The 20,512-nt window shown below is 71.7% G+C and carries 20 protein-coding genes; 10 read left to right on the forward strand and 10 right to left on the reverse strand.

The window, feature by feature from the left end:
• Nucleotides 1-1,917 (forward strand): M48 family metallopeptidase (locus FCI23_RS37140; RefSeq protein ID WP_211265615.1); only part of this gene is annotated, 1,917 nt, incomplete at its 5' end.
• On the opposite strand, the gene FCI23_RS37145 is transcribed toward FCI23_RS37140, so the two are convergent.
• Together FCI23_RS37145 and FCI23_RS37150 are read right to left on the reverse strand one after the other, a co-directional pair.
• Nucleotides 1,897-2,514, reverse strand: coding sequence for a nitroreductase family protein (locus FCI23_RS37145; RefSeq protein ID WP_136728581.1), 618 nt, complete (start codon nucleotides 2,512-2,514; stop codon nucleotides 1,897-1,899). The genes FCI23_RS37140 and FCI23_RS37145 overlap by 21 nt on opposite strands.
• A gap of 102 nt (nucleotides 2,515-2,616) precedes the next feature.
• Nucleotides 2,617-2,946, reverse strand: coding sequence for an MFS transporter (locus FCI23_RS37150; protein WP_211265616.1), 330 nt, complete (start codon nucleotides 2,944-2,946; stop codon nucleotides 2,617-2,619).
• A 46-nt stretch (nucleotides 2,947-2,992) separates the two neighbouring features.
• Between FCI23_RS37150 and FCI23_RS37155 the strand changes: the two genes are divergently transcribed.
• The gene (locus FCI23_RS37155; RefSeq protein WP_136728582.1) at nucleotides 2,993-3,505 is read left to right on the forward strand and encodes a MarR family winged helix-turn-helix transcriptional regulator; all 513 of its coding nucleotides are present in this window, start codon (nucleotides 2,993-2,995) and stop codon (nucleotides 3,503-3,505) included.
• A gap of 239 nt (nucleotides 3,506-3,744) precedes the next feature.
• Here the strand turns inward: FCI23_RS37155 and FCI23_RS37160 are convergent, their stop codons facing one another.
• Genes FCI23_RS37160 through FCI23_RS37180 form a run of 5 tightly spaced genes read right to left on the reverse strand, consistent with a single transcriptional unit; the run spans nucleotide 3,745 to nucleotide 8,385 of the window.
• Nucleotides 3,745-4,572 (reverse strand): SDR family NAD(P)-dependent oxidoreductase, encoded by an 828-nt coding sequence (locus FCI23_RS37160; protein ID WP_246144448.1) that lies wholly within the window; start codon nucleotides 4,570-4,572, stop codon nucleotides 3,745-3,747.
• Nucleotides 4,569-5,897, reverse strand: a complete 1,329-nt coding sequence (hisD, locus tag FCI23_RS37165; protein WP_136728583.1) for a histidinol dehydrogenase — start codon at nucleotides 5,895-5,897, stop codon at nucleotides 4,569-4,571. Before hisD ends, FCI23_RS37160 begins: the two co-directional genes overlap by 4 nt.
• A 30-nt stretch (nucleotides 5,898-5,927) precedes the next feature.
• Complete coding sequence (locus tag FCI23_RS37170; RefSeq protein WP_136728584.1) at nucleotides 5,928-6,443, reverse strand: cupin domain-containing protein; 516 nt, start codon at nucleotides 6,441-6,443, stop codon at nucleotides 5,928-5,930.
• A gap of 20 nt (nucleotides 6,444-6,463) precedes the next feature.
• Complete coding sequence (locus tag FCI23_RS37175; protein ID WP_136728585.1) at nucleotides 6,464-7,399, reverse strand: VOC family protein; 936 nt, start codon at nucleotides 7,397-7,399, stop codon at nucleotides 6,464-6,466.
• Between the two features lie 8 nt (nucleotides 7,400-7,407).
• Nucleotides 7,408-8,385 (reverse strand): fumarylacetoacetate hydrolase family protein, encoded by a 978-nt coding sequence (locus tag FCI23_RS37180; protein ID WP_136728586.1) that lies wholly within the window; start codon nucleotides 8,383-8,385, stop codon nucleotides 7,408-7,410.
• A gap of 362 nt (nucleotides 8,386-8,747) precedes the next feature.
• On the opposite strand from FCI23_RS37180, the gene FCI23_RS37185 reads away from it, so the two are divergent.
• The 8 genes from FCI23_RS37185 to FCI23_RS37220 all read left to right on the forward strand — a co-directional run bounded on the left by FCI23_RS37185 (nucleotide 8,748) and on the right by FCI23_RS37220 (nucleotide 17,599).
• Nucleotides 8,748-9,878 carry an FAD-dependent monooxygenase gene (locus tag FCI23_RS37185; protein ID WP_136728587.1) on the forward strand — a complete coding sequence of 377 codons (1,131 nt, stop codon included), beginning with the start codon at nucleotides 8,748-8,750 and terminating at the stop codon, nucleotides 9,876-9,878.
• Nucleotides 9,875-10,870, forward strand: coding sequence for an amidohydrolase family protein (locus FCI23_RS37190; RefSeq protein ID WP_211265617.1), 996 nt, complete (start codon nucleotides 9,875-9,877; stop codon nucleotides 10,868-10,870). Before FCI23_RS37185 ends, FCI23_RS37190 begins: the two co-directional genes overlap by 4 nt.
• A complete protein-coding gene (locus tag FCI23_RS37195; protein ID WP_136728588.1) occupies nucleotides 10,867-11,793 on the forward strand; it encodes a cyclase family protein in 927 nt (308 codons plus the stop codon). The genes FCI23_RS37190 and FCI23_RS37195 overlap by 4 nt, the downstream gene beginning before the upstream one ends.
• 8 nt (nucleotides 11,794-11,801) lie before the next feature.
• The gene (locus FCI23_RS37200; protein WP_136728589.1) at nucleotides 11,802-13,190 is read left to right on the forward strand and encodes an FAD-binding oxidoreductase; all 1,389 of its coding nucleotides are present in this window, start codon (nucleotides 11,802-11,804) and stop codon (nucleotides 13,188-13,190) included.
• Between the two features lie 14 nt (nucleotides 13,191-13,204).
• The gene (locus tag FCI23_RS37205) at nucleotides 13,205-14,167 is read left to right on the forward strand and encodes a fumarylacetoacetate hydrolase family protein (protein ID WP_136728590.1); all 963 of its coding nucleotides are present in this window, start codon (nucleotides 13,205-13,207) and stop codon (nucleotides 14,165-14,167) included.
• Between the two features lie 233 nt (nucleotides 14,168-14,400).
• On the forward strand, nucleotides 14,401-15,372 hold the full coding sequence (locus tag FCI23_RS37210) for a LysR family transcriptional regulator (protein ID WP_136728591.1): 972 nt from the start codon (nucleotides 14,401-14,403) through the stop codon (nucleotides 15,370-15,372).
• 89 nt (nucleotides 15,373-15,461) lie between these two features.
• On the forward strand, nucleotides 15,462-16,274 hold the full coding sequence (locus tag FCI23_RS37215) for an SDR family NAD(P)-dependent oxidoreductase (protein ID WP_136728592.1): 813 nt from the start codon (nucleotides 15,462-15,464) through the stop codon (nucleotides 16,272-16,274).
• A gap of 809 nt (nucleotides 16,275-17,083) precedes the next feature.
• Nucleotides 17,084-17,599 carry a GNAT family N-acetyltransferase gene (locus tag FCI23_RS37220; RefSeq protein ID WP_136728593.1) on the forward strand — a complete coding sequence of 172 codons (516 nt, stop codon included), beginning with the start codon at nucleotides 17,084-17,086 and terminating at the stop codon, nucleotides 17,597-17,599.
• Between the two features lie 30 nt (nucleotides 17,600-17,629).
• Here the strand turns inward: FCI23_RS37220 and FCI23_RS37225 are convergent, their stop codons facing one another.
• Genes FCI23_RS37225 through FCI23_RS37235 form a run of 3 tightly spaced genes read right to left on the reverse strand, consistent with a single transcriptional unit; the run spans nucleotide 17,630 to nucleotide 20,374 of the window.
• Nucleotides 17,630-19,159, reverse strand: coding sequence for an MFS transporter (locus FCI23_RS37225; protein WP_246144449.1), 1,530 nt, complete (start codon nucleotides 19,157-19,159; stop codon nucleotides 17,630-17,632).
• A 32-nt stretch (nucleotides 19,160-19,191) separates the two neighbouring features.
• Nucleotides 19,192-19,602, reverse strand: a complete 411-nt coding sequence (locus FCI23_RS37230; protein WP_136728594.1) for a VOC family protein — start codon at nucleotides 19,600-19,602, stop codon at nucleotides 19,192-19,194.
• A gap of 1 nt (nucleotide 19,603) precedes the next feature.
• A complete protein-coding gene (locus FCI23_RS37235) occupies nucleotides 19,604-20,374 on the reverse strand; it encodes an SDR family NAD(P)-dependent oxidoreductase (RefSeq protein ID WP_136728595.1) in 771 nt (256 codons plus the stop codon).
• Nucleotides 20,375-20,512: the final 138 nt, after the last annotated feature.

Consider the following 20,512-nt stretch of genomic DNA (forward strand, 5'->3'; position numbering starts at 1 on the left):
GCGGCCCGGCGCCGCAGCCGGGGAGGAACGGTGATCCAGGCGCTGCGGACCGCGCTGGCCCTCGCGCTGCTGGCCAGCTTCTACGTCCTGGTCATCCTGGTGGGCCTGTTCGACGTGGCATTGCTGCTGCTGGCGCTCTGGGCTCAGGTCAACGGCGGATCGGGCAGCACCAACAGCGCGGGCAGCACCTTCATGGTGATCGTGGGAAGCGTTCCGCTGCTGTACGCCATCGGGCACGGTCTGACGGCGGTGAGCCGCCCCACTCCGGTCGGCGAGCACACCGCCCGGGTCACCCGCAGGACAGCGCCGGAGCTGTGGCAGACGGTCACAGAGGTGGCCGGCCGGGTGGGCGTCAGCCCGCCGGATCTACTGCTGCTGACCGCCGAGGCGAACGCCGCGGTGTCCGAGGAAGGATGGCTGCTGGGGCTGCTTCCCGGCGAGCGGCGGCTGTATCTGGGGCTGCCGCTGACGATGACCCTGACGCGGGCTCAGCTGAGGGCGGTGCTGGCGCACGAGTTCGGCCACTATGCCGGGCGGCACACCCGTTTCGGCGGCGTCGCCTACCGGGTCGCCTCGGCGATGGAGATCACCTTTGAACGGCTGCGCCCGGTGCCGGGAAGACACGGAGGAATTAGCCTCGGCTATCTGCTGGCGGTTCCGCTGCGGCCGTACCGGTGGCTGTTCCACCGGCTGACCTTCGCCGTCCGCCGCCGTCAGGAACTGGAGGCGGACGACACCGCGGCCGGGATCACCGGGCGCGAGGTGACCGCCCTCGCGCTGCGGACGGCGCTCGGAACCGATATCGCCTGGCGCCGGTTCAGCCAGGAGTGGCTGGAGCCGGCGGAGGACGCCGCACTGCGCCCCGACAACCCGTTCCTGGCCTTCCGGTCGCTGTTGGAGGAGGCGGACACGGATGTGCTCCGGATCCCGGCCGCCCGCTTCGGCGAGAAGCCCGGCCGCTACGACTCCCACCCCCCGCTGGCCGTCCGGCTGGCCCGGCTGGCCGCCCTCGACACGGATTCCGCTCGGGACGACGGCACTGCGGCGGCGGCGCTGCTGCCGGCGGACCTCGGCCGGATCGTACGACGGGTACGGGGCCTGCCGCCCGGCGCACGGAGCCTGCCGTGGCAGGAGTGGGCCGAACAGGCCGCCGGGCGCCCGGCGCAGGAGCGGGCCGCGGCCCTGCTGCGCGCCGCGCGGCGTACCACCGAAGGGGGACAGCCGACTCTGGGTACCGTCCTGGAGCTGCTGGGGGACGGCCACGCGGGCCCCCTGGCACGGGAGTTCGGCGAAGAGCCGGAGGGGGACGGTGACCTGCACGGGGCGCTCCGCGCGCTGGTGGGGCAGCACCTGGTAGGGGCGGGCCGGGCCCACTGGCGTCCGGCGTGGGGCGGGGAGAGCGAGCTGGAGTGCCCCGGGCTGACCGGGCGCGCCCTCGATGAGCTGGTGCGCGACGCGCTCGCGACGCCGGCCGGGCTCGCGCCGCTGCGGGCCCGGCTCGCCGCACTCGGCGTGGACCTCGGCCGGCCGGTGCCGGCCGGGGGGCCGGAGCCGGAGCCCGGTAGCCGGGAGCCCGCGTCCGTGGGCATCACGCCGGTGAGCGACGAGGAGGCGGCGGCCGAGAAGAGGAAGTACCTCTACCTGACCGTGGCCGTCGCCGCGGTGGCATTGGTCCTGATCGTCGTGGGCGCGCTCAGCAGCTCCGGCGGCGGCTCCCCCGCGCTCCCCCCCGGCATCAGGTGCACATACGGCGCGGACGGGAACTCCTGCCTGAACAGGGCGTACCCGCCCACCTGGAATCCGTACCCAGGACCCGGTTACGGGCTGCCGACGCCGTACCCAATCGTCCCGCGCCCGACCTTCAGCCTCGACATCGGCTCGCTGCTCAAGCCGGTGTCAGCCCGCCCCCGCGGCTGAGACCAACTCCGCCGGGGTCCCCCAGGAAGCGGCGAAGAAGGTCTCGGCGAGGGCGCGGCGCTCTCGCGGGGCGCTCTCGCGGGCCCGGAGTTTCTCGTCGGCCAGCAGATCCGCGGCAGCGGGCGCGCCGACGGCGATCACGGCGATGGGCCGGAAACCCTCGGGGATCCCCACGGCCGCGCGCAGCCGGTCGCCGTCGAACCCGGACATCTGGTGGGCGTGCAGACCCTCGGCGTGCGCCTGGGTGGTCAGTTGTGCGACAGCGAGTCCGGTTTCGTAGGCGGCGGTGGAGTGCGGCGAACCGTCCTCCTTGACTTCGGCGGCGACAGCGGCGACGAGCACGGAGGCGGTGCCTGCCCAACGCTGGTTGAAGCCCAGCAGCGAGTCGAAGAGAACCTTGTGGGCCTCGTCGCCGCGACGGCCGACGATGAACCGCCAGGGCTGTCCGTTGAACGCGGACGCGGCCCAGCGGGCCGCCTCCAGCAGGGCGGTCAGCTGTTCGGCCGTGACCTCGTGAGAGGGGTCGAAGGAGCGCGGGCTCCAGCGCTCGGCGAGCAGCGGGTGCACGGCGGTGGAGGTGACGGCGCTACGGGACATGCGGTTGGCTCCCGGGGGGTGGTCGGTTCGGGCTGGGCTTGTTGCGGTCAGCGGAAGCATGGCGGCCGGCTATTCCCGCCGGCCACCTCGGCCGCCGGGAATTCACGCGGCCGCAACAGAGGGGGCGGTTCCGCGGAATTCGCCGTGCCCGTGCCAAGGGCGGGCCAGCAGCGTCAGCGACAGGGCGGCGCAGGCCAGCGCGCCGAGCATGATGACCGCCATCGGCGTCGCACTGCTCGTGCCGAACAGCCCCACCAGCGGCGAGGCGAGCGCCCCGAGCAGGAACTGCGTACCGCCCAGCAAGGCCGACCCCGTACCGGGGGCGTGCCGGCCCAGGGTCTGGCCCAGACTCATGCTGGCCGGGAAGACCATCCCGATTCCCGCCAGCGTGACGAACAGGCAGCCTTCGGTCGTGGTCTGAGCGGCTACCATGGAAGAAGAGTATCTAATAGTCTACCAGTTGACAAAAGTCGGAGTGATGAGCCGCATCTCCCCTCCCCTCCCTTTCACCGTGCACACACCGCGCGAGCAATGGGCCGCCGCGCGGCCGGAGCTCGACATCTCGCCGATGGATGTCATCGGCCCCGTAAAACGCATCCAGTGGCTGTACGAGGCCGCGCTGGAGCCGCTGTATGACGCCGCGCCGGTCACGGCGCCCGAACTGGACGTCCTGGTGCAGCTGCGGCACAACGACGAGCCGCTCATCGCCCGGCGGATCGCCGACCGGATGCGATGCTCACGGGCCGCGATCAGCAAGACGCTGGCCAAGCTCGAGAAGCGGGGCTTCATCGAGCGCCGGCCCAATCCCGCGGACCGCCGGGCCGCCCTCGTCACGATCACGGAGGCGGGGGCGGAGGCGGTCGACGCGATGTTCCCCCGTCAGCTCGCCGTCGAGGCCGACCTGCTGGCCGGGCTCGGACCGGACCGGGGCCGGGTGGTGGCGGCGCTCAACCTGCTGGCCGGCGCGCTGGAGCGCCGCGCGGCGGGGTAGGGGCGTTCTCCCACCCGCCCGTGCCCGAAAACCAGGGGCGCCGCCCCTGGACCCGGGACGCGTTTCGTTGTCCGGTGCGGCCCGGTGCGCCGGTTGTGCCAGCCCGTTCCGCCTTGCGGAACGTTCTCCCACATCCCGGTGCGACCGGGTGTCTGGGGGCGGAGCCCCCAGCGGGTCCGGGCGGAGCCCCGGTTTCGTGAAGGGAGGTGGGGGGAAGAACCCTGGCCGCCGTCCACCCGTCAGGCCGGCGCGATCATGCCCGCCGACAGGTCGATGTCTGCACCGCACAAGCCGGGCATGGCCAGCACGGCCAGCAGCGCCTGGGCGACCTCGGGCTGCTCCACCAGCCTCCCCAGCGCGGAGCGCGAGGCGAAGGCCCGCTCGGCCCCCTCGACCGTGGAGCCGGTGAGTTCGGCTTCGAGGCGGAAGTTGCGGGCCATGCGCGGGCCCCGCACCGGGCCCGGGGAGAGCGTGTTGACGGAGATGCCGAGCGGTCCGACCTCGCCGGCCAGCGTCCGGGTGAGGCCGATCAGGGCCATCTTGGAGGCGGTGTACGGCGTCCGGTTGAGAAGCGGGCGCTTGCCGCTGACCGAGGCGACGTTGACGATGTCGCCCCGCCCTGCCGTGATCATGGCAGGCAGGAAGGCCCGGCAGACCAGGTAGACGCCCCGTACGTTCGCGGCGAAGACGTCGTCCCACTCGCCCGGTTCGATGTCGACGAGCGGCTTCACGGGACCGGCGACGCCGGCGTTGTTGACCAGGACCGAGATGTCCTCGCCGGCCAGCTCGGCCGCGAGAGCGGCCACCGAGGCGGGGTCGGAGACATCGCAGCGGGCGGTACGCGCCGTGCCGCCGGCCTCCTCGACCAGCGAGGCGCCGGAGGCCAGCGCCTCGGCGTTGCGGCCGACGAGCACGACCCGGGCACCGGCCCCGGCCAGGGCGGCGGAGAACGCCCGGCCGAGGGGGCCGCCACCGCCGGTGACCAGCGCGGTGCGGCCGGAAAGAAAAGGCGCGAAGCACTTCGTCAGAAGGGTGGTGGCGGGCAACGGGTCGGCGGGGTGCTTCACACGCCGGTCCCCTCGTAGCCGGAGCCCTCGGTGGCCCAGGGCAGCGCGTCGCCGCCGAACTTGGCGGCGCGCAGGTCGCCGGAGCGGGCGTGGCCCTCGAAGAGCTCCACGCGGGCGGCGCGGCCGCACAGCCGGCCGAGCAGTACGCTGGAGTCCGGCTCGGTGACCTCCTGGTACGTCACAGTCTTGAGGTACTTGCCGACCCACAGGCCGCCGGTGTACCGGGCCGCACCACGCGTGGGCAGCACGTGGTTGGTGCCGATGACCTTGTCACCGTAACTGACACACGTACCCTCCCCCAGGAAGAGCGCGCCGTACTGGGTCATGCGCTCCAGCGCGAGGCGCGGCGCGGCGGTGAGCACCTCGACGTGCTCCGAGGCGAACTCATCGGCCAGTTCGTACAGTTCGTCGATGCCGTCGACGACGATGACCTGGCCGTGGTCGCGCCAGGCGGGCCCGGCGAAGTCCTTGGTGGGCATGTCCGGCAGGATCGCCTCGACGTGCGCGATGACCTTGCGGGCGAGGGCCTCCGACGTCGTGATGAGGATCGCCGGGGAGTCCGGGCCGTGCTCGGCCTGGCTGAGCAGGTCGACAGCGGCGGTGTACGGGTCGGCGTCGGCGTCGGCGAGGACCAGGATCTCCGTCGGCCCGGCGGACAGGTCGATGCCGATCTGGCCGAAGAGCTGGCGCTTGGCCTCGGCCACGTAGCCGTTGCCGGGGCCGGCTATCAGGTTGACCGGCTTCATCGTGTCGGTGCCAATAGCCATCGAGGCGACCGCCTGGACGCCGCCGAGCAGCCAGATCTCATCCGCGCCGGCGAGATGCGCGGCGGCCACGGTCGCGGACGGGATCTCACCACGGATCGGCGGCGTGCAGGCCACGACCCGTGGCACCCCGGCGGTCTTGGCGGTCACGATCGTCATATGCGCGGAGGCGGTCAGCGGGTAGCGACCGCCGGGGATGTAGGCGCCGACGGCCTGGACGGGGATGTGCTTCTGGCCGAGCCTCACGCCGGGCAGGGTCTCGATCTCGAACTCGCCCATGGAGGCGAGTTGGTGCTCCGCGAAGTTGCGGACCTGGTCCTGGACGAACCTGATGTCGTCGATGACCTGCTGCGGCACCTCGTTGACGATCTTCTCGGTCTGCTCGGGTGAGAGCCGGAAGGCTCCCGGGGACCACTTGTCGAAGCGCTCGGAGTACTCGCGGACCGCCGCGTCACCGCGCTCGCGGATGTCGGCGATGACGCCGGTGACGGTCTCGCGGACCACGCTGAGGCCGGCGGTGACCTGTTCCTTCGGTACGGCGTTCTTCAGAGTCGTACGCACGGCGGGTGCCTTCCATCGAAAGAGAGGGTGTCAGGGGTGCGTGGGGTCGTGCAGCAGTGAGCCGAGGACGTCCTTGCCGAGGGTCTCGACCAGCGAGTCGGTGAACTCCCCGTCCACGAGGACGAAGACCATGCGGGCCGCCGCCCCGGAGCGGTTCTCCCAGCGGTGGTCGGTGCCCCGCTGGACGACCACGTCGCCCGCGCGCAGCACCGTCTCGGTGTCGTCCAGGACGAGCACGACCTCGCCGTCCAGGACGATGCCGTAGTCCACGGACTGCGTACGGTGCGTGGGCGAGACCACGCCGGGGGGGAACTCGTTGATGCGTATCTTGGTGCCGCCTGGCTCCGGCGGGACCGTCAGGGAGATCCGCGTCGGGTCGGGCTCGGCGGCGGCGACCGGCGCCGGCATGGCCGCCGTTGACCACATCTCGTAGAACAGCGCCCCGTCGGGAGCGGTACGGACCACCGGGGGCGCACCGTCCGACAGGAAGACGGAGACGCCTGCCTCGTCGTGGCCGGTGACAACGCGACGCGGCTTGAAGGCCATGGGGAGTGGTGTCCTTCCGGTCAGACCGGTGGCGCGCTGAACAGCACGTCCGGGTCGTTGAACTGCTCCTTGGCGACCAGTTCGCTCATCGGGTCGGCCGTGCCCCACTGGTCCTGGGTGATCGGGTCGTCCACGTCGTGCAGACCGGGGTGCCAGGTGTCCTCGTCGAGGATCGCGAGTTCGGTGGTGTACTCCACGGTGTTGCCGTGCGGGTCGTGGAAGTACGAGAAGGTGTTGTCGCCGGCGGTGTGCCGGCCGGGGCCCCAGGTCATCCGGGTGCCGGCGCGCAGGGCCCGCCCCGTGCCGCGCATGTACTCCTCGACGCCGCGCATCTCGAACGAGGCGTGGTGCAGGGAGACATGGGGGCCGCGGGCGATGGCGAAGCTGTGGTGGACGGGGCTGCAGCGCATGAAGTACATGAGCTCGCCCATGTGCTCGCTGTACAGGGTGTCGGAGAGCCGGAAGCCCAGGTGCCGCTCGTAGAAGGCGCGCAGCCGCTCCGGGTTCCGGGAGTTCACCACGCAGTGCGAGAGCCGCACCGGGATGGCCTCGCGCTCCTCGATCTTGCGGTGCGCACGGGTCCCGACGCCCGCCGAGACCTCGACAACGCGGCCGTCGGGGTCGAAGAAGCGGAAGCCGTAGCCGCCGCCGGGGGTGTCCATCGCGCCCGGCTCGGAAACGACGGGCACGTCGGCAGCCGTGAGCCGGGTGGCGAGTTCGTCGACGTCGGCGGCGTTCGCCGCGCCGAAGGCGACGAGATCCATGCGCTTGCGCCGGTCGCGCCGGATCCGCACGACGTACTGCTCGGGGCTGCCCTCGGCGGCGAAGAGGGCGATGCCGTTGTCGCCGCCGATCTCGGCCAGGCCCCAGGTTGCGCCGTAGAAGGCCCGCTGCTTGTCGAAGTCCGGCACCGCCAGATCGACATGGCGCAGATGGGTGATGGGTTGGAAGGTCACGGTGCTCCTCACAGGGTGTGCGGGTCGGCGACGCAGGCGTTGCGCTGGGTACCGAGCCCGGTGATCTCCGCCTCCATGACGTCGCCGGGCGCCAGGAAGGTCCCCCAGTGCGCGCCGTTGCCGGCCGGGGAGCCGGTGAGCAGCAGGTCGCCGGGGCGCAGGGTGGTGGTGGAGGAGGCGTACTCGATCAGCCTCGCAATGTCGAAGATCATGTCCTTGGTCGACTCGTCCTGTCGGACGACCCCGTTGTGCCGCAGGGTGATCCGCACATCGGAGGGGTCCGGGACAAAGGCGGCGGGGACCAGGAAAGGGCCGGTGGGGAGGAAGGTGTCGGCGTTCTTGGCGGTGAACCAGTCGGTGCCGATGGCCTTCAGGTCGGGCCGGTAGAGCCGGTCGCGGGTGGTGATGTCGTTGCAGATCGTGTAGCCGGCGACGTACGACATCGCGTCCTCGCGATGGATGTGCCGGCCCTCGCGGCCGATGACCAGGGCGAGTTCGAGCTCCCAGTCGTGCTGCTCGCCCAGCGAGGGCAGCATCACGTCGTCGTAGGGGGCGCAGATGGCGCGGGGGCTGCCGAGGAAGATGTACGGGACGCCGCTGCGCGCCCGTTCGTCCATCATGCGTATCGCGTCGGCCCGGGCCTCCAGCGGTGTCGCGCCGTGCACGCTCTCCCGTTCGGCCGCGACGAGATCGACCACATGGCGGCGGTAGTTGGCGCCGCTCTGCAGGATCTGGCCGGGCTCGATGGGGGCGAGGATCCGCAGGGCCCCGAGCTCGTGCCAGGTGCCGCCGGGGTCGTGGGCGAGGCCGGTCAGCCGGGCCAGGGAGGCGTCCCAGGTCTCGGTCACGGCACGGACGGTCCCCCAGCGGTCGGACAGGTCGCGGACTCTCCGGCCGGTCACCAGGCCGGGGAAGGGGCCGCCGGTGGACGCGGCGAAGGTGCCGAGCGCGAACGGGCCGGCGTGGGTGGGCAAAGCGTCGGACACGGTTGCTCCCTGCGGAAGGTGCGGTTGTCCGCAGGCTAGGCAGGCCCGGCGGGGTGGCGGAAATACCCATCCGCGATGCCAGGCATCACCGGCGGTGCGGCCGTGGTGAGCCCGGGTCCGCAGGGCCTATCACGCTGCCGGATGGATGCTGTGCCGCTTGGCGATGACTGCATCCGTTGACGTCTCCTCGACCGCCCGGGGAGGGTCGTGGCCAGGCCTTCGACCACCCCGGATCCCGAGGAGTACGTGTGATCGTCGAGTATGCCGGGCCGACCGCCGAGGCCGGACTCTGCTTCGCCGCACCGCCGGCCGCGGAGCACTTCGCTCCGGCTTTCCGTTCAACCGACTTCTAAGGATCGCCCATGGCCGTCTCCAAGGTGCTCGTCGTCGGTGGCGGCGTCACCGGCAGCGTGCTGTCGCTGGCCCTCGCCCGGCGCGGCGTCGACGTCGACCTCGTTGAGATATCCCCGCAGTGGATCGGTGTCGGGCACGGCATCACCGTGCACGGCAACGCTCTCAAGGCGCTGCGTGAGGTCGGGGTGCTCGACAGGGTGCTGGAACAGGCGGTGCCGTTCGACCTGTTGCGGATGCGGCACGCGGACGGCTCGCTGATCGCCGAGGTGCCCACGCCCCGGACCGGCGGCCCTGATCTCCCTGCCACGGTCGGTTCGCTGCGCTCCGCGCTCCAGGACGCGCTGTGCGACGCGGTGTACGCGGCAGGGGTCACCGTACGGCTGGGACTGAGCGCCGACGCCTTCGACCAGTCCCCCGAGCACGTGGATGTCACCTTCACCGACGGCACGGGCGGCCGTTACGAGCTGGTGGTCGGCGCCGACGGGCTGAAGTCCCGCATCCGCTCGCTGATCGGCATCGAGACGAAGCCACAGCCGGTCGGCATGAGCATTTTCCGGGTCGTGGCGGACCGGCCGGCCGAGATGGACTGCGCGGAGGTGTACTACGGCGGCCCCCGCTACAAGGCCGGCTACAGCCCGATCTCCGCGGACAAGTGCTACGCGTATCTGCTGGACGAGAATCTCGACGAGTCCCTGGTCGGCCCGCGTGCCCCGCTGGCGCTGCTGCGGGAGCGGGGCGCCGGGTACGGCGGCACCTGGGGGCGGATCCTGCGGTCGCTGCCGCAGGACACGGCGGTGGACTACCGCTGGATCGAGGCCGTCCTGGTGGAAAGTCCGTGGTACCGCGGCCGGGTGATCGTCATCGGAGATGCCGCGCACGCCTGCCCGCCGCTGATCGCCCAGGGAGCGGCGATGTGCGCGGAGGACGCGGTGGTGCTCGCCGAACTCCTCACCGGGGACGGGGACAGCCCGGTGGAGACCGTGCTCAAGGACTTCATGGCCCGCCGGATGCCCCGGGTCCGGGTGGTGCTGGACAACTCGTTGCAGCTGGCCGAGTGGGAGATCCGCCCCGGGACACCCGGTGCCGATCCGGCCCGGATCATGTCCGAGACGCTGTCCTTCCTTCAGGCGGACGCGTGATAATCGACTTCCACGGGCACCTGGCCGTGCCCACCGCGGATGCCCTGGTGGCCGGTGCGCCGGGTTTCGCGGCGGAGCTCGCGGACGAGCGGCTGGCGCACTCCCCGGAGAGCCTGATCGCCAACCAGGACCAGCTCGCCCGGCTGCGCCCCAAACTGACGGACGTGGCCGCCCGGCTGGACGACCTGGACGCCATGGGCGTGGCCGCGCAGGTCGTGGGGCCCATGCCGATGCACCACTACTGGGCCGGCCGGGAGCTGGCCGGACGCCTGGCGCGCACCACCAACGAGGCCGTGGCCGAGCACTGTGCCGCCGCCCCGGACCGGCTGCACGGCCTCGGTACGGTCCCGCTCCAGCACCCGCGCCTGGCCGCCGCCGAGCTGTCGAGGGCCGTGACGGAGTACGGGCTGCGCGGGATCAGCGTCTCCACCACCGTCGACGGCCGGGAGCTGGCGGACCCGGCGCACGACCCGGTGTGGGCGCGGGCCGAGGAGCTGGACGCCCTTGTCTTCCTGCACCCCTGGGGGTGCTCGCTCGGCGAGCGGCTGGCGACCCGCTATCTCGGCAACACGGTGGGGCAGCCCGTCGAGACGACGGTGGCGCTCTCCCATCTGATCTTCGCCGGTGTGCTGGACCGCTTCCCCGGGCTGCGGCTGGTCGTGGCCCACGGCGGCGGCTATCTGCCGACGTACATCGGCCGCTCCGACCACGCCTGGCAGGTACGCCCGGACGCCCGCGGCTGCGCGCTTCCGCCGAGCGGTTATCTGCGCCGGCTGTGGTTCGACGCGCTCGTCTACACGCCGCAGGCCCTGCGGCACCTGGTCGACGCGGTCGGCGCCGACCGGATCGTGCTGGGCACCGACTACCCGTTCGACATGGGCGTCACCGATCCGGTGGAGCGGCTGGACGCGGCGCGGCTCGGTCCGGCGGACCATGCGGCGATCGCGGGCGGCAATGCCATGGAACTCCTCTCGAAGGGACACCAGCGATGACATCGGGGCCGATCGAGGAGGAACTGGCAAAAGCCCGGTCCGCGTACCGCAACCGGGGACGCTGGGGCGAGGACGATGTGCTGGGCACCCTCAATTTCCTCGATGACGCCAAACGCGCCCATGCCGCGAGTCTGGTACGGCGTGGCAGGCCGATATCGCTCGCCCAGGAGTGCAACGGCAACGGCCCGCAGCGCGGCTTCCGGGGCCGGATCAGCCCCGTCCGCTTCAAGGAGTCCGGGGTCGACGCCGCCGCCGGCCACATCGTCATGTCCTTGCAGGCCGGCACCCGGTGGGACGGCCTCGGCCACATCCATGACCGCGAGCAGCCGTGGAACGGCCGCCCCTGCACCGTCGTGGACGGCTCCGGGGACACCGTCACCGGCATCGAGCACATGGCGGACGCCTTCGTCGGCCGGGGAGTGCTGCTTGACGTCGGCCGGGTGGTCGGCGAGGACGGCAGAGAGCTGCCCGACGGATTCGCGATCCGCGAGGAGCATCTGCGGGCCACGATCGAGGCGCAGGGCGCCACTTCCACCGTGCGCCGCGGCGACATCGTGCTGATCCGCACCGGCCGGCTCGCCAGATGCCGCCGGCTGGGTGACTGGGGCGAGTACACGGGCGGCCCCGCCCCCGGCCTGTCCTTCACCACCCTGGGCTGGCTGCACCGCACCGAGATCGCCGCGGCGGCCACCGACACCTGGGGCTTCGAGGTCCGGCCGTACGAATTCCCCGGCCATGTCATGGCCCCGCTGCACCAGATCGCGATCCCCGACATGGGCCTGCCGCTCGGCGAGATGTTCGACCTGGAGGGGCTGGCCGGCGAGTGCGCCGCCGACGGGGTCTATGAATTCCTGCTGGTCGCCGCCCCGCTGCCGGTCACCGGCGCGGTCGGAGCCCCCGTCAACCCCATTGCCTTCAAGTGAGTGCCCCCGTGCGTGACAACCGATTCTCCGGCCGGCTCCACCTCCCCGGCGACGAGACCTACGAGCAGGCCCGCACCGGCCGGGTCTTCAACGCCCGCCGCCCCGGCCGGCTCCCCGCCGCCGTCCTGGAGGCGGGCTCCGAACAGGACGTGGTGGAGGGCGTCCGGCTGGCGGCCGAGCGCGGCTGGAAGGTCGCGGTGCGCTCCGGCGGCCACAGCTGGGCGGCCTGGAGCGTACGGGACCAGACGCTGCTGATCGATCTCGGCGGCTTCCGGGAGATCAGTTACGACCAGGAGACCGGCATCGCCACCGCCGCCCCCGCGGTCAAGGGCGGCGACGAACTCAACCCGTACCTGGCCACGTTCGGCCGCTTCTTCAACGGCGGCCACTGCCCGTCCGTCGGCATCGGCGGCTTCCTGCTCCAGGGCGGCCAGGGCTGGAACGCCCGGGGCTGGGGCTGGGCCGCCGAGAGCGTCGTCGCGATCGACGTGGTGACAGCGGAGGGCGAACTCGTCCGCGCCGACGCCGAGCGCAACAGCGACCTGTTCTGGGCGGCGCGGGGCGCGGGCCCGGGGTTCTTCGGCGTGGTCACCCGCTTCCACCTCAGAACCCGGCCGCTGCCCAGAGCCATGGCGCACACCGTGCACGCCTATCCCCTCCGCCTCTTCGACGAGGTCATGACCTGGCTGCACAACACCCACCACCAGGTGTCCGACCTCGTCGAGATCGTCGCCCTCACCCAGACCCCGCTGGAGCCGATCCCCGGCCACCCGGGCGGCCCGGTCCTCCTCGTCACCGGAGTGTCGATGACCGACACCCCCGAGGAGGCGCGCGCCGCGCTCGCCCCGCTGCACGCCAATCCGTACGCGGACCAGGCGCTCTTCCGGGTCGAGGCCAAGCCCACGCCCCTCGCCGAGCACCTCGCCATGCAGCGCCTGGCCAACCCCGAGGGCCACCGCTACCTGGTGGACAACGCCTGGCTCCAGGGCACCGCCGAGGAGGTCGTCCCGGCGATCCGCCGGGCCTTCACCGAGCACCCCACGCCGCAGACCTTCACCATCTGGTTCAGCATGGCCCCGCTGCGCGAACTGCCCGACATGGCCTTCTCCCTGCAGACGGAGATCTACTCCGCCACCTACGTCATCTACCAGGACGAGGCGCGCGACGCCGAGTTGCGCGAATGGCTGGCGGCCGCGATGGCCGACATGCAGCCGGTGACAGCGGGGCAGTACCTCGGCGACTGCGACTTCAGCGTCCGGCAGCTCAGGTTCATGGGCGACGAGCAGTGGGAGCGGCTGCGCCGGATCCGTGCCGACCGCGACCCGAAGGGCCTGTTCGCGGAGTACCTGACCGCCGGCGGCGCCCCCCTGAACACCAACCACTGGCAGCACCACTGAAGGAGCGACCACCCATGCGTTACGCCACCTACGAGTACGAGGGCACCGAGCGGTCGGGAGTGGTCCTGGGTGACGCGCTCCACCCGCTCCCCGAAGGGGTGACCCTGCTGGCGCTGATCCAGCAGGGCGGCGACGCCCTGCGCGAGGAGGGCCTCCGCGCCCTGACGCGTGCCGCCGCCGTCTCCGTGGAGCAGGTGCGGCTGCTGCCGCCGCTGACGCCGCCGAGCATCCGCGACTTCGTCGCCTTCGAGGCGCACATCGAGGGCGTGTCGCGCAGCCTCGACGGCCTGGAGTCGGTACCGGAGGTCTGGTACCGGGCGCCCGCCTTCTACTTCACCAACCCGCACGCGGCCGTCGGCGCCTACGACGGTGTGCCGATGCCGGCCGGCTGCTCGGTGCTCGACTTCGAGACCGAGGTCGCGGCGGTGATCGGCCGCTCGGGCAAGGACCTCACCCCGGAGGAGGCCCGCGAGCACATCATCGGCTACACGGTCTTCAACGACTGGTCCGCCCGCGACCTGCAGAAGCCCGAGAAGGAGCTGGGCCTGGGCTTCTCCAAGGGCAAGGACTTCGCCAACACCCTCGGCCCCTGGCTGGTCACCGCCGATGAGCTGGAGCACCGCCGGGAAGCCGACGGCTACCTCGACCTGGAGATGACGGTGTCGCTGAACGGCACCCTGCTGGGCCGTGACACTCTCGCCAACGCCTCCTGGACCTTCGACGAGATGGTCGCGTACGCCTCCCGGGACACCTGGGTGCGCCCCGGCGACATCCTCGGCTCCGGGACCTGCGGCTGGGGCAGCCTCGCCGAGATCTGGGGCAGGGTGGGCGAGCGCACTCCCCCTCCGCTGGTCCCCGGCGACGAGGTGACCATGACGGTCGAGGGCATCGGCACCATCAGCAACCGCGTGCTGCCCGGTGCCCCGGCGCAGGTCCCGCCGAGGGCCCGCAAGCGCGGACGCACGCCCCGCCCCTGAAACGGGAGGGACGCGAGAGGCGGTGGGCGATTCACCGCCGCGATACCTGGCATCGCCTCTGCGTCCCGGCACATGAGAGTTACCTCAAACACCTGTCCGTGCCGGGAACCGGTCATTACGCTCACGTTTCACCGATGTGACAGGGTTGGAGGCCCGGCAGCAGGTGGGGCGACATCGGCACTCGACGCCGCCCCGGATACTGCCGGGCCCTTCAGGGCCGAAGGGATGCGTCCATGAGTCTGGGAGCGATCGACCTCAACCTGCTGGTGGCCCTGGAGGCCCTGCTCGAGGACCGTAATGTGACCCACGCGGGGGTCCGGCTGTGCACCAGCCAGTCCGCGATGAGCGGCTCGCTGGCCCGTCTGAGACGCCACTTCAACGACGAGCTGCTGGTCCGGGTAGGTCGGGACTACGAGCTGACGCCGCTGGCCGAGCGGCTCCTGCCGGTGGTCCAGGAGACGCTCCGCAAGGCGGAGGAGGCACTGTCCCTCACCAAGCAGTTCGACCCGGCCCACAGCCACCAGCGGTTCTCCGTCGTGATGTCGGACTACACCATGTCGGTGTTCGTCAAGCCGCTGCTCCAGGAGCTCGCCCGTGAGGCGCCCGGCGTAAGGATCGACTTCCACCCGCTGGTCTTCGGGCAGCCCGAGAACGAGACGTATCTGCGCTGCCACGACATGATGATGGTCGCCCTCGGCTACAGCCTCCCGGGGATCAGCGAGACGGTCCTGCACGACCGCTTCGTGTGCATCGTCGACCGCGACAACCCCCGGGTGCGGGACGGCCGCCTCTCGCTGCGCGACCTCGCCGAGATGCCGCACGCGGCAGCGGGCTTCGGGAAGAGCATCACCCCCGCGGACCGGCAGCTGGAGACCCTCGGCATCACCCCCCGGGTCCAGGTGAGCGCACCGGGTTTCAGCGTCCTGCCGATGCTCATCGCGGGCACCGATCTCGTCGCCCTGGTGCCCGAGCGGCTGGCCAGGCGGTACGAGCACCTGTCCGGCTGCCGTATCGTGCCGACGCCGTTCCCCGACGTGCCGCTGGTGGAGGCCCTGTACTGGCACCACAAGCGGCACACCGACCCCGGCCACCGATGGCTGCGGGAAATGGTCGTCCGGGTCGGGGCCGAGCTGGACGTCGCGGAGAGTGCCGTCGTGACGCCGGCGCCGGCGCCGTCACAGCCGCCGCTGCTGTCCCTCGCCTGATGGATGGCACCCATCAACACTACGGATTTCCGGTGGGCCTCCGCCGTATCTAGCGTGAGGTGGGACAGCACCGACCGCTGGAGGAATCCGTGAGCCAGAGCCACAGCCGTCTGCAGGGCAGGACCGTCGTCGTGACCGGGGCAGCCCAGGGCCAGGGAGCGGCGGAGGTGGAGCTGCTGGCCCGGGAGGGCGCCACCGTCATCGCGACCGACCTCCTGGACGACGCCGGGGAGAAACTCGCCGGGCAACTGCGGGCCGACGGGCTTTCCGTGCACTACCGCCACCTCGATGTGGCGGAGCCCGGTGACTGGACGGCCCTGGTGGCGTGGCTCAGTGCCGGCCACCTCCCGCTGCACGGTCTGGTCAACAACGCCGGCATCCCCATGCGGCCCCGGCTCACCTCGGTGACGCTGGAGGACTGGAACCGGGCGTTCGCCGTCAACACCACCGGTCCGATGCTCGGCATCCAGGCCCTGGCCCCGCTGATGACGGGCCCGGCGGGTGGCTCGATCGTCAACATCGGTTCCGTCGCCGGGCTCACCGCGCATCACGCCGTCGCGTACACCGCCAGCAAGTGGGCCCTGCGCGGTCTCTCCAAGGTGGCCGCGCTCGAACTGGGCCCCCAGGGCATCCGGGTCAACACCGTCCACCCCGGCTACATCGAGACACCGCTGATGGCGAACGCCGCCACCGCCTTCACCGAGGCCCACCTCTCCCTCACCCCGCTGGGCCGTCCTGGCACGGTTGACGAAGTCGCGCCGCTCGTCGCCTATCTGCTGTCGGACGAGTCCGCGTACGTCACCGGCGCGGAAATCACCGTCGACGGCGGGTATGCCTCGCACGGTGGCACGAAGGCGATCATCAACGCGCTGGACGCCCAGGCGGCGCCCGGCCGGTCATGAACGGCCCTTCGCCACCGTGCCCGCTGCCGCGCGGCTGATGTCGCGAACTGCCGCTGACGCGGCGGGTCGCACCTCGCGGCGCTACCGACCGCATCCGATCCGCCGCCGGCACGGCAGACCCGAACGGAGGCGCTACTCGCGCGCTCCAGTGCCTTGCGATGCTCTCCCCCAGCCGTCGACCAGGAGGCACCCCCAGCGCGTCGGGCGCCCATGAGCGCCCGGAGAGGCCCGAGGCGGCGCCCGGCCGGTCACGAGCGGCCCTTCGCCACCGTGCCCGCTGCCGCGCGGCTGATGTCGCGAACTGCCGCTGACGCGGCGGGTCGCACCTCGCGGCGCTACCGACCGCATCCGATCCGCCGCCGGCACGGCAGACCCGAACGGAGGCGCTACTCGCGCGCTCCAGTGCCTTGCGATGCTCTCCCCCAGCCGTCGACCAGGAGGCACCCCCAGCGCGTCGGGCGCCCATGAGCGCCCGGAGAGGCCCGAGGCGGCGCCCGGCCGGTCACGAGCGGCCCCTCGCCACCGTGCCCGCTACGGAGCAACTGATGTCACCCCAGCTGCTCCGCAGCAGGCAACGAGCTGCCCCCGGCTAACGCTGGAAGGTGCCCGCAGCGCGTCCGGGCCCGAACACAGCCGCTGCGCAAGCGCTCTGGCGCCTTGCGACGCCGCCCCCAGCACGGCGGACACACATGAACGGCCGGCGAGGCCCCAGGCGGCGCCCGGCCGGTCATGGGCGCAGCCGGACGAGCGCCACTGCCTCGGCCGGTAATTCATTTGCGCCGTCGCGGGGCGCCGCCCAGACTTTGCCGGTGCTGATCCGACGTGAGACTCCCGCCGACATCCCCGCTGTGCGCGCTGTCACCGGGGCCGCTTTCGCCAAGCCGGAGACTCCGGTGCCTGTCGAGGTCACCCTCCTTGATGCCCTGCGCACCTGCGACGGCTGGCTGCCCGCCTTGTCGCTCGTGGCGACCGGTGCCCAGGACGGGGTAATCGGGCATGTGGTGTGCACCCGCGGACACGTCGGAGCCGCCCCGGTCCTGGCCCTGGGCCCGCTCAGCGTGCACCCCGGCCACCAGGGCCGGGGGGTCGGCCTGGCGCTCGTGCACTCCGTGCTCGGCGCCGCGGACGCGCTCGGCGAGCCGCTCGTCGCCCTCCTCGGCAGCCCGGCGTACTACCGCCGGTACGGCTTCCGCCCCAGCACGGAGTACGGCGTCATTGCGCCGGACCCCGGCTGGGGCGGGTACTTCCAGGTCCGCCCCCTGGCCGCGTACCAGCCGGCCCTGCGGGGCGCCTTCGCGTACGCGGAGCCGTTCGACCGCGTCTGAGCTGGTGTCAGGGCACTTTCAGCGTTGGCGTCAGACCACGGCCGGTTCGGAAGCCGCCACGCCCGCCGCACGGCGCGACGCGTCCGGCCGGACCACCACGAGAGTGATCAGCGCGCCCGCCAGCGAAGCGCAACCGCAGACGACCATGCCGAGGCTGAGACCGTGAGCGAGGGCGTCGCGGGCGGCGAGCTGGGCGGCCCGTCCCACCGTGGGGACGTTGACGACGGCAAGCGGGCCGCCGGCGTCGTTCACCGCGGCGGCCGCACCGCTGAGTTTGCCGACCAGGGCGGAGCCGGCGGCGCCCATGGCCACGGCGCTGATGACGGCGGGACCGAGTGCCTGGCCGAACTCCCGGATCAGGCTGGTGGCCCCACTGGCCATGCCGGTGAGATTCACGGGCACCGAGTTGACGGCGGCGGCGGTCAGGGAGCTGATCAGAAGGATGAAGCCGATACCGAGCAGCAGCACCGGACCGATGAAGGAGACCAGCGAGGCGCTGGTGACAGAGATGGTGGCAAGCCAGAACTGGCCGGCCGCCATCGGCAGCAGCCCGCCGAGGAGCATCCAGCGGGGGTTGGCCTGGCTGAGCAGCCGGGAAAGCACCGGGGCGAGCAGCAGCGGGATGAGTTGCAGGACGACGAAGGGCATGCCCGCCCGCAGCGAGCTGAGGTGCATGACCGCGCCGAGCCGGATGCTCACGCAGTAGGCAGTGCCGATGAACCCGAGCATGCCGACCAGCGCGACGCCCGCCGCGCCCGCGAAGGACGGGATACGGAGCAGGGACAGATTCATCATCGGCGACTTCGACCGCAGTTCCGCGTAGACGAAGGCTCCCAGCGCCAGTACGGCGACGACCAGGGGTACGACGATGACCGGCGATCCCCAGCCCCGGTCGGATCCCTCGATGACGCTCCAGAGCAGGGTGCTCAGCGCCACGGCGATGGTGAGCTGTCCCGGCCAGTCCAGTGAGCGGCCCTGGGGAGCCTTGGAGTCGGTGACCAGCCGCAAGCAGACCAGCGCCGCGATGACGCCGATCACGGCCGGCGGTACGAAGACCCAGCGGAAGTCGGCCACCGTGCCGATGCTGCCGGACAGCAGCGGGCCGATGGCGGAGGCGAGGGAGATGCTCAGCGCCCAGGTGGACAGCGCCTTGGCTCGGTCGCCGGAATCGGGGGTGGCCGCGGCGATCACCGCGAGGGACGAGGGGAAGAGGGCGGCCGCTCCGATCCCGGCCACGGCCTGGCCGATCCAGAGCCAGTGGATGTCCTGCGCCGTCGCGTTGAGCAACTCGCCGACGGCGAGTATGAGCCCGCCCAGGATGAGCAGCCGTTTGCGCCCGAACAGGTCACCGAACACACCGAAGTTCAGCTCGAGGATGGCGGTGGGCAGGATGAACGCCGAGGTCACCCAGGCGACCTGGGACCCGGACGCCCCGAAGGCACTGGTGATTTCCCCGTTGATGGGGGACGGAATGGTGATGCACATCTGCGCGATGGCGACGGCGAGGCAGCACGCGATGAGTGTGCCGCGGTCGAGTGGCGCCTTTGCCTCTGTCGACACTGGTTTTCCTTCCGGATCCCCGTTCGGATGATTTACGGATTCGCCTCGATCAGCTCGATCAGATTGCCCTCGGGATCGGTGACCCAGGCCATCCGGAATCCGGGCTGCGGGGACGGCCCGGGTTTCATCACCTCGCCCGCGCCGAGGGCGACCAGCGCCTCGTACACCGGGTCCAGCTCGGGCACGTTGAGCGCGAAGTGCCCGTATCCCTCGGTGAGCGCGGCGGTCAGCGGATCGGGGGCACGGAGTCCCGGCTGCGAACCGGGCCGGGCGAGCAGCTCGATCCGGTAGCCCTGCGGACTCTGCAGGACGATCCCGGAGAGCCCCGGCCCTTCCAGGTCGAAAGCGAAGTACGGGGTGAGCCCGAATGCCTCGCGGTACCAGGCCGTGGCGGCCGCCAGGTCGCGCACGTTGATGCCGACATGGTCGAAGCGCGCCTCCATGTCAGCCCGCCATCGCGCTGTCGCCGCCGTCGACCATGAGATTCGCGCCGTTGACGAACGCCGCCTCCTCGGAGCAGAGGAAGGCGGCGGCGCGGGCGATGTCCTCCGGCTGTCCTACCCGTCCGACGGGGATACGGGCCTCCAACGCGGCCCTGGGCCCGTCGGGGTCGTCCAGGAACGGCGCGGTCGCGGAGGTGTGGATCATGCCCGGGGCGATGGTGTTGACCCGGATGCCGTGCGCGGCGCCGGCCGCGCACAGGTGCAGGCTCATCGCGAGCACACCGCCCTTGGCGGCGCCTTGCGGCACCATCGGCATGAACGGTGCGCCGCGCACAGCGGCGACGGAGGCGACATTGAGCACCGCTCCGCCGCCCCGGGCTATCAGATGGGGCCAGGCCGCCTGCGTGCAGAAGTAGGGGATGTCGAGCTCGTTCTTGATCGTGAAGTACCAGTCCTCGGCGGGCATGGTCTCGAACGGCCCGTTGCGCAGGGCGGAGGCGTTGTTGTAGAGGATGTCGATGCCTCCGAAGGCCGCCACCCCCGCCTCGGCCCACTCCCGGGCGCCCTGCTCGGTGGACAGGTCCACCGGCGCCAGGGACTTCATCACGCCCCCGGCCTTCCCGACCAGTTCCACCGTCTCGGCGGCGGACTCCGGGTTGATGTCGCAGCCGAAGACCGCGGCGCCCTCCTCGGCGAACACCTGTGCCGCCGCCCTCCCGATGCCCGCTCCGGTGCCGCTGATGAGCGCGGTCTTTCCGGTCAGCCGTCCCATGCCTTGTCCTTCTTCCGGTAGCCGCCCGGGTGCGACGGCTTGCAGCCTAAATTCCGCTTGTTTTTCCGGACAAGGCATGGACGGCTCTGTGGCCATCGCCCCTCGGGATGGCTGGTATGGCCCGTTGAAGCACGGCGG

Origin of the sequence: Actinacidiphila oryziradicis (genome assembly GCF_005047355.1) — a bacterium.
Taxonomy (GTDB): Bacteria; Actinomycetota; Actinomycetes; order Streptomycetales; family Streptomycetaceae; genus Actinacidiphila; species Actinacidiphila oryziradicis.

Excerpts from the sequence above, each read along its gene's own strand:
- FCI23_RS37150 (WP_211265616.1), bottom strand. The coding sequence starts at position 2,946 with ATGGTAGCCGCTCAGACCACGACCGAAGGCTGCCTGTTCGTCACGCTG.
- FCI23_RS37185 (WP_136728587.1), top strand. The coding sequence starts at position 8,748 with ATGGCCGTCTCCAAGGTGCTCGTCGTCGGTGGCGGCGTCACCGGCAGC.
- FCI23_RS37230 (WP_136728594.1), bottom strand. The coding sequence starts at position 19,602 with ATGGAGGCGCGCTTCGACCATGTCGGCATCAACGTGCGCGACCTGGCG.
- FCI23_RS37210 (WP_136728591.1), top strand. The coding sequence starts at position 14,401 with ATGAGTCTGGGAGCGATCGACCTCAACCTGCTGGTGGCCCTGGAGGCC.
- FCI23_RS37195 (WP_136728588.1), top strand. The coding sequence starts at position 10,867 with ATGACATCGGGGCCGATCGAGGAGGAACTGGCAAAAGCCCGGTCCGCG.
- FCI23_RS37235 (WP_136728595.1), bottom strand. The coding sequence starts at position 20,374 with ATGGGACGGCTGACCGGAAAGACCGCGCTCATCAGCGGCACCGGAGCG.
- FCI23_RS37155 (WP_136728582.1), top strand. The coding sequence starts at position 2,993 with ATGAGCCGCATCTCCCCTCCCCTCCCTTTCACCGTGCACACACCGCGC.
- FCI23_RS37145 (WP_136728581.1), bottom strand. The coding sequence starts at position 2,514 with ATGTCCCGTAGCGCCGTCACCTCCACCGCCGTGCACCCGCTGCTCGCC.
- FCI23_RS37205 (WP_136728590.1), top strand. The coding sequence starts at position 13,205 with ATGCGTTACGCCACCTACGAGTACGAGGGCACCGAGCGGTCGGGAGTG.
- FCI23_RS37170 (WP_136728584.1), bottom strand. The coding sequence starts at position 6,443 with ATGGCCTTCAAGCCGCGTCGCGTTGTCACCGGCCACGACGAGGCAGGC.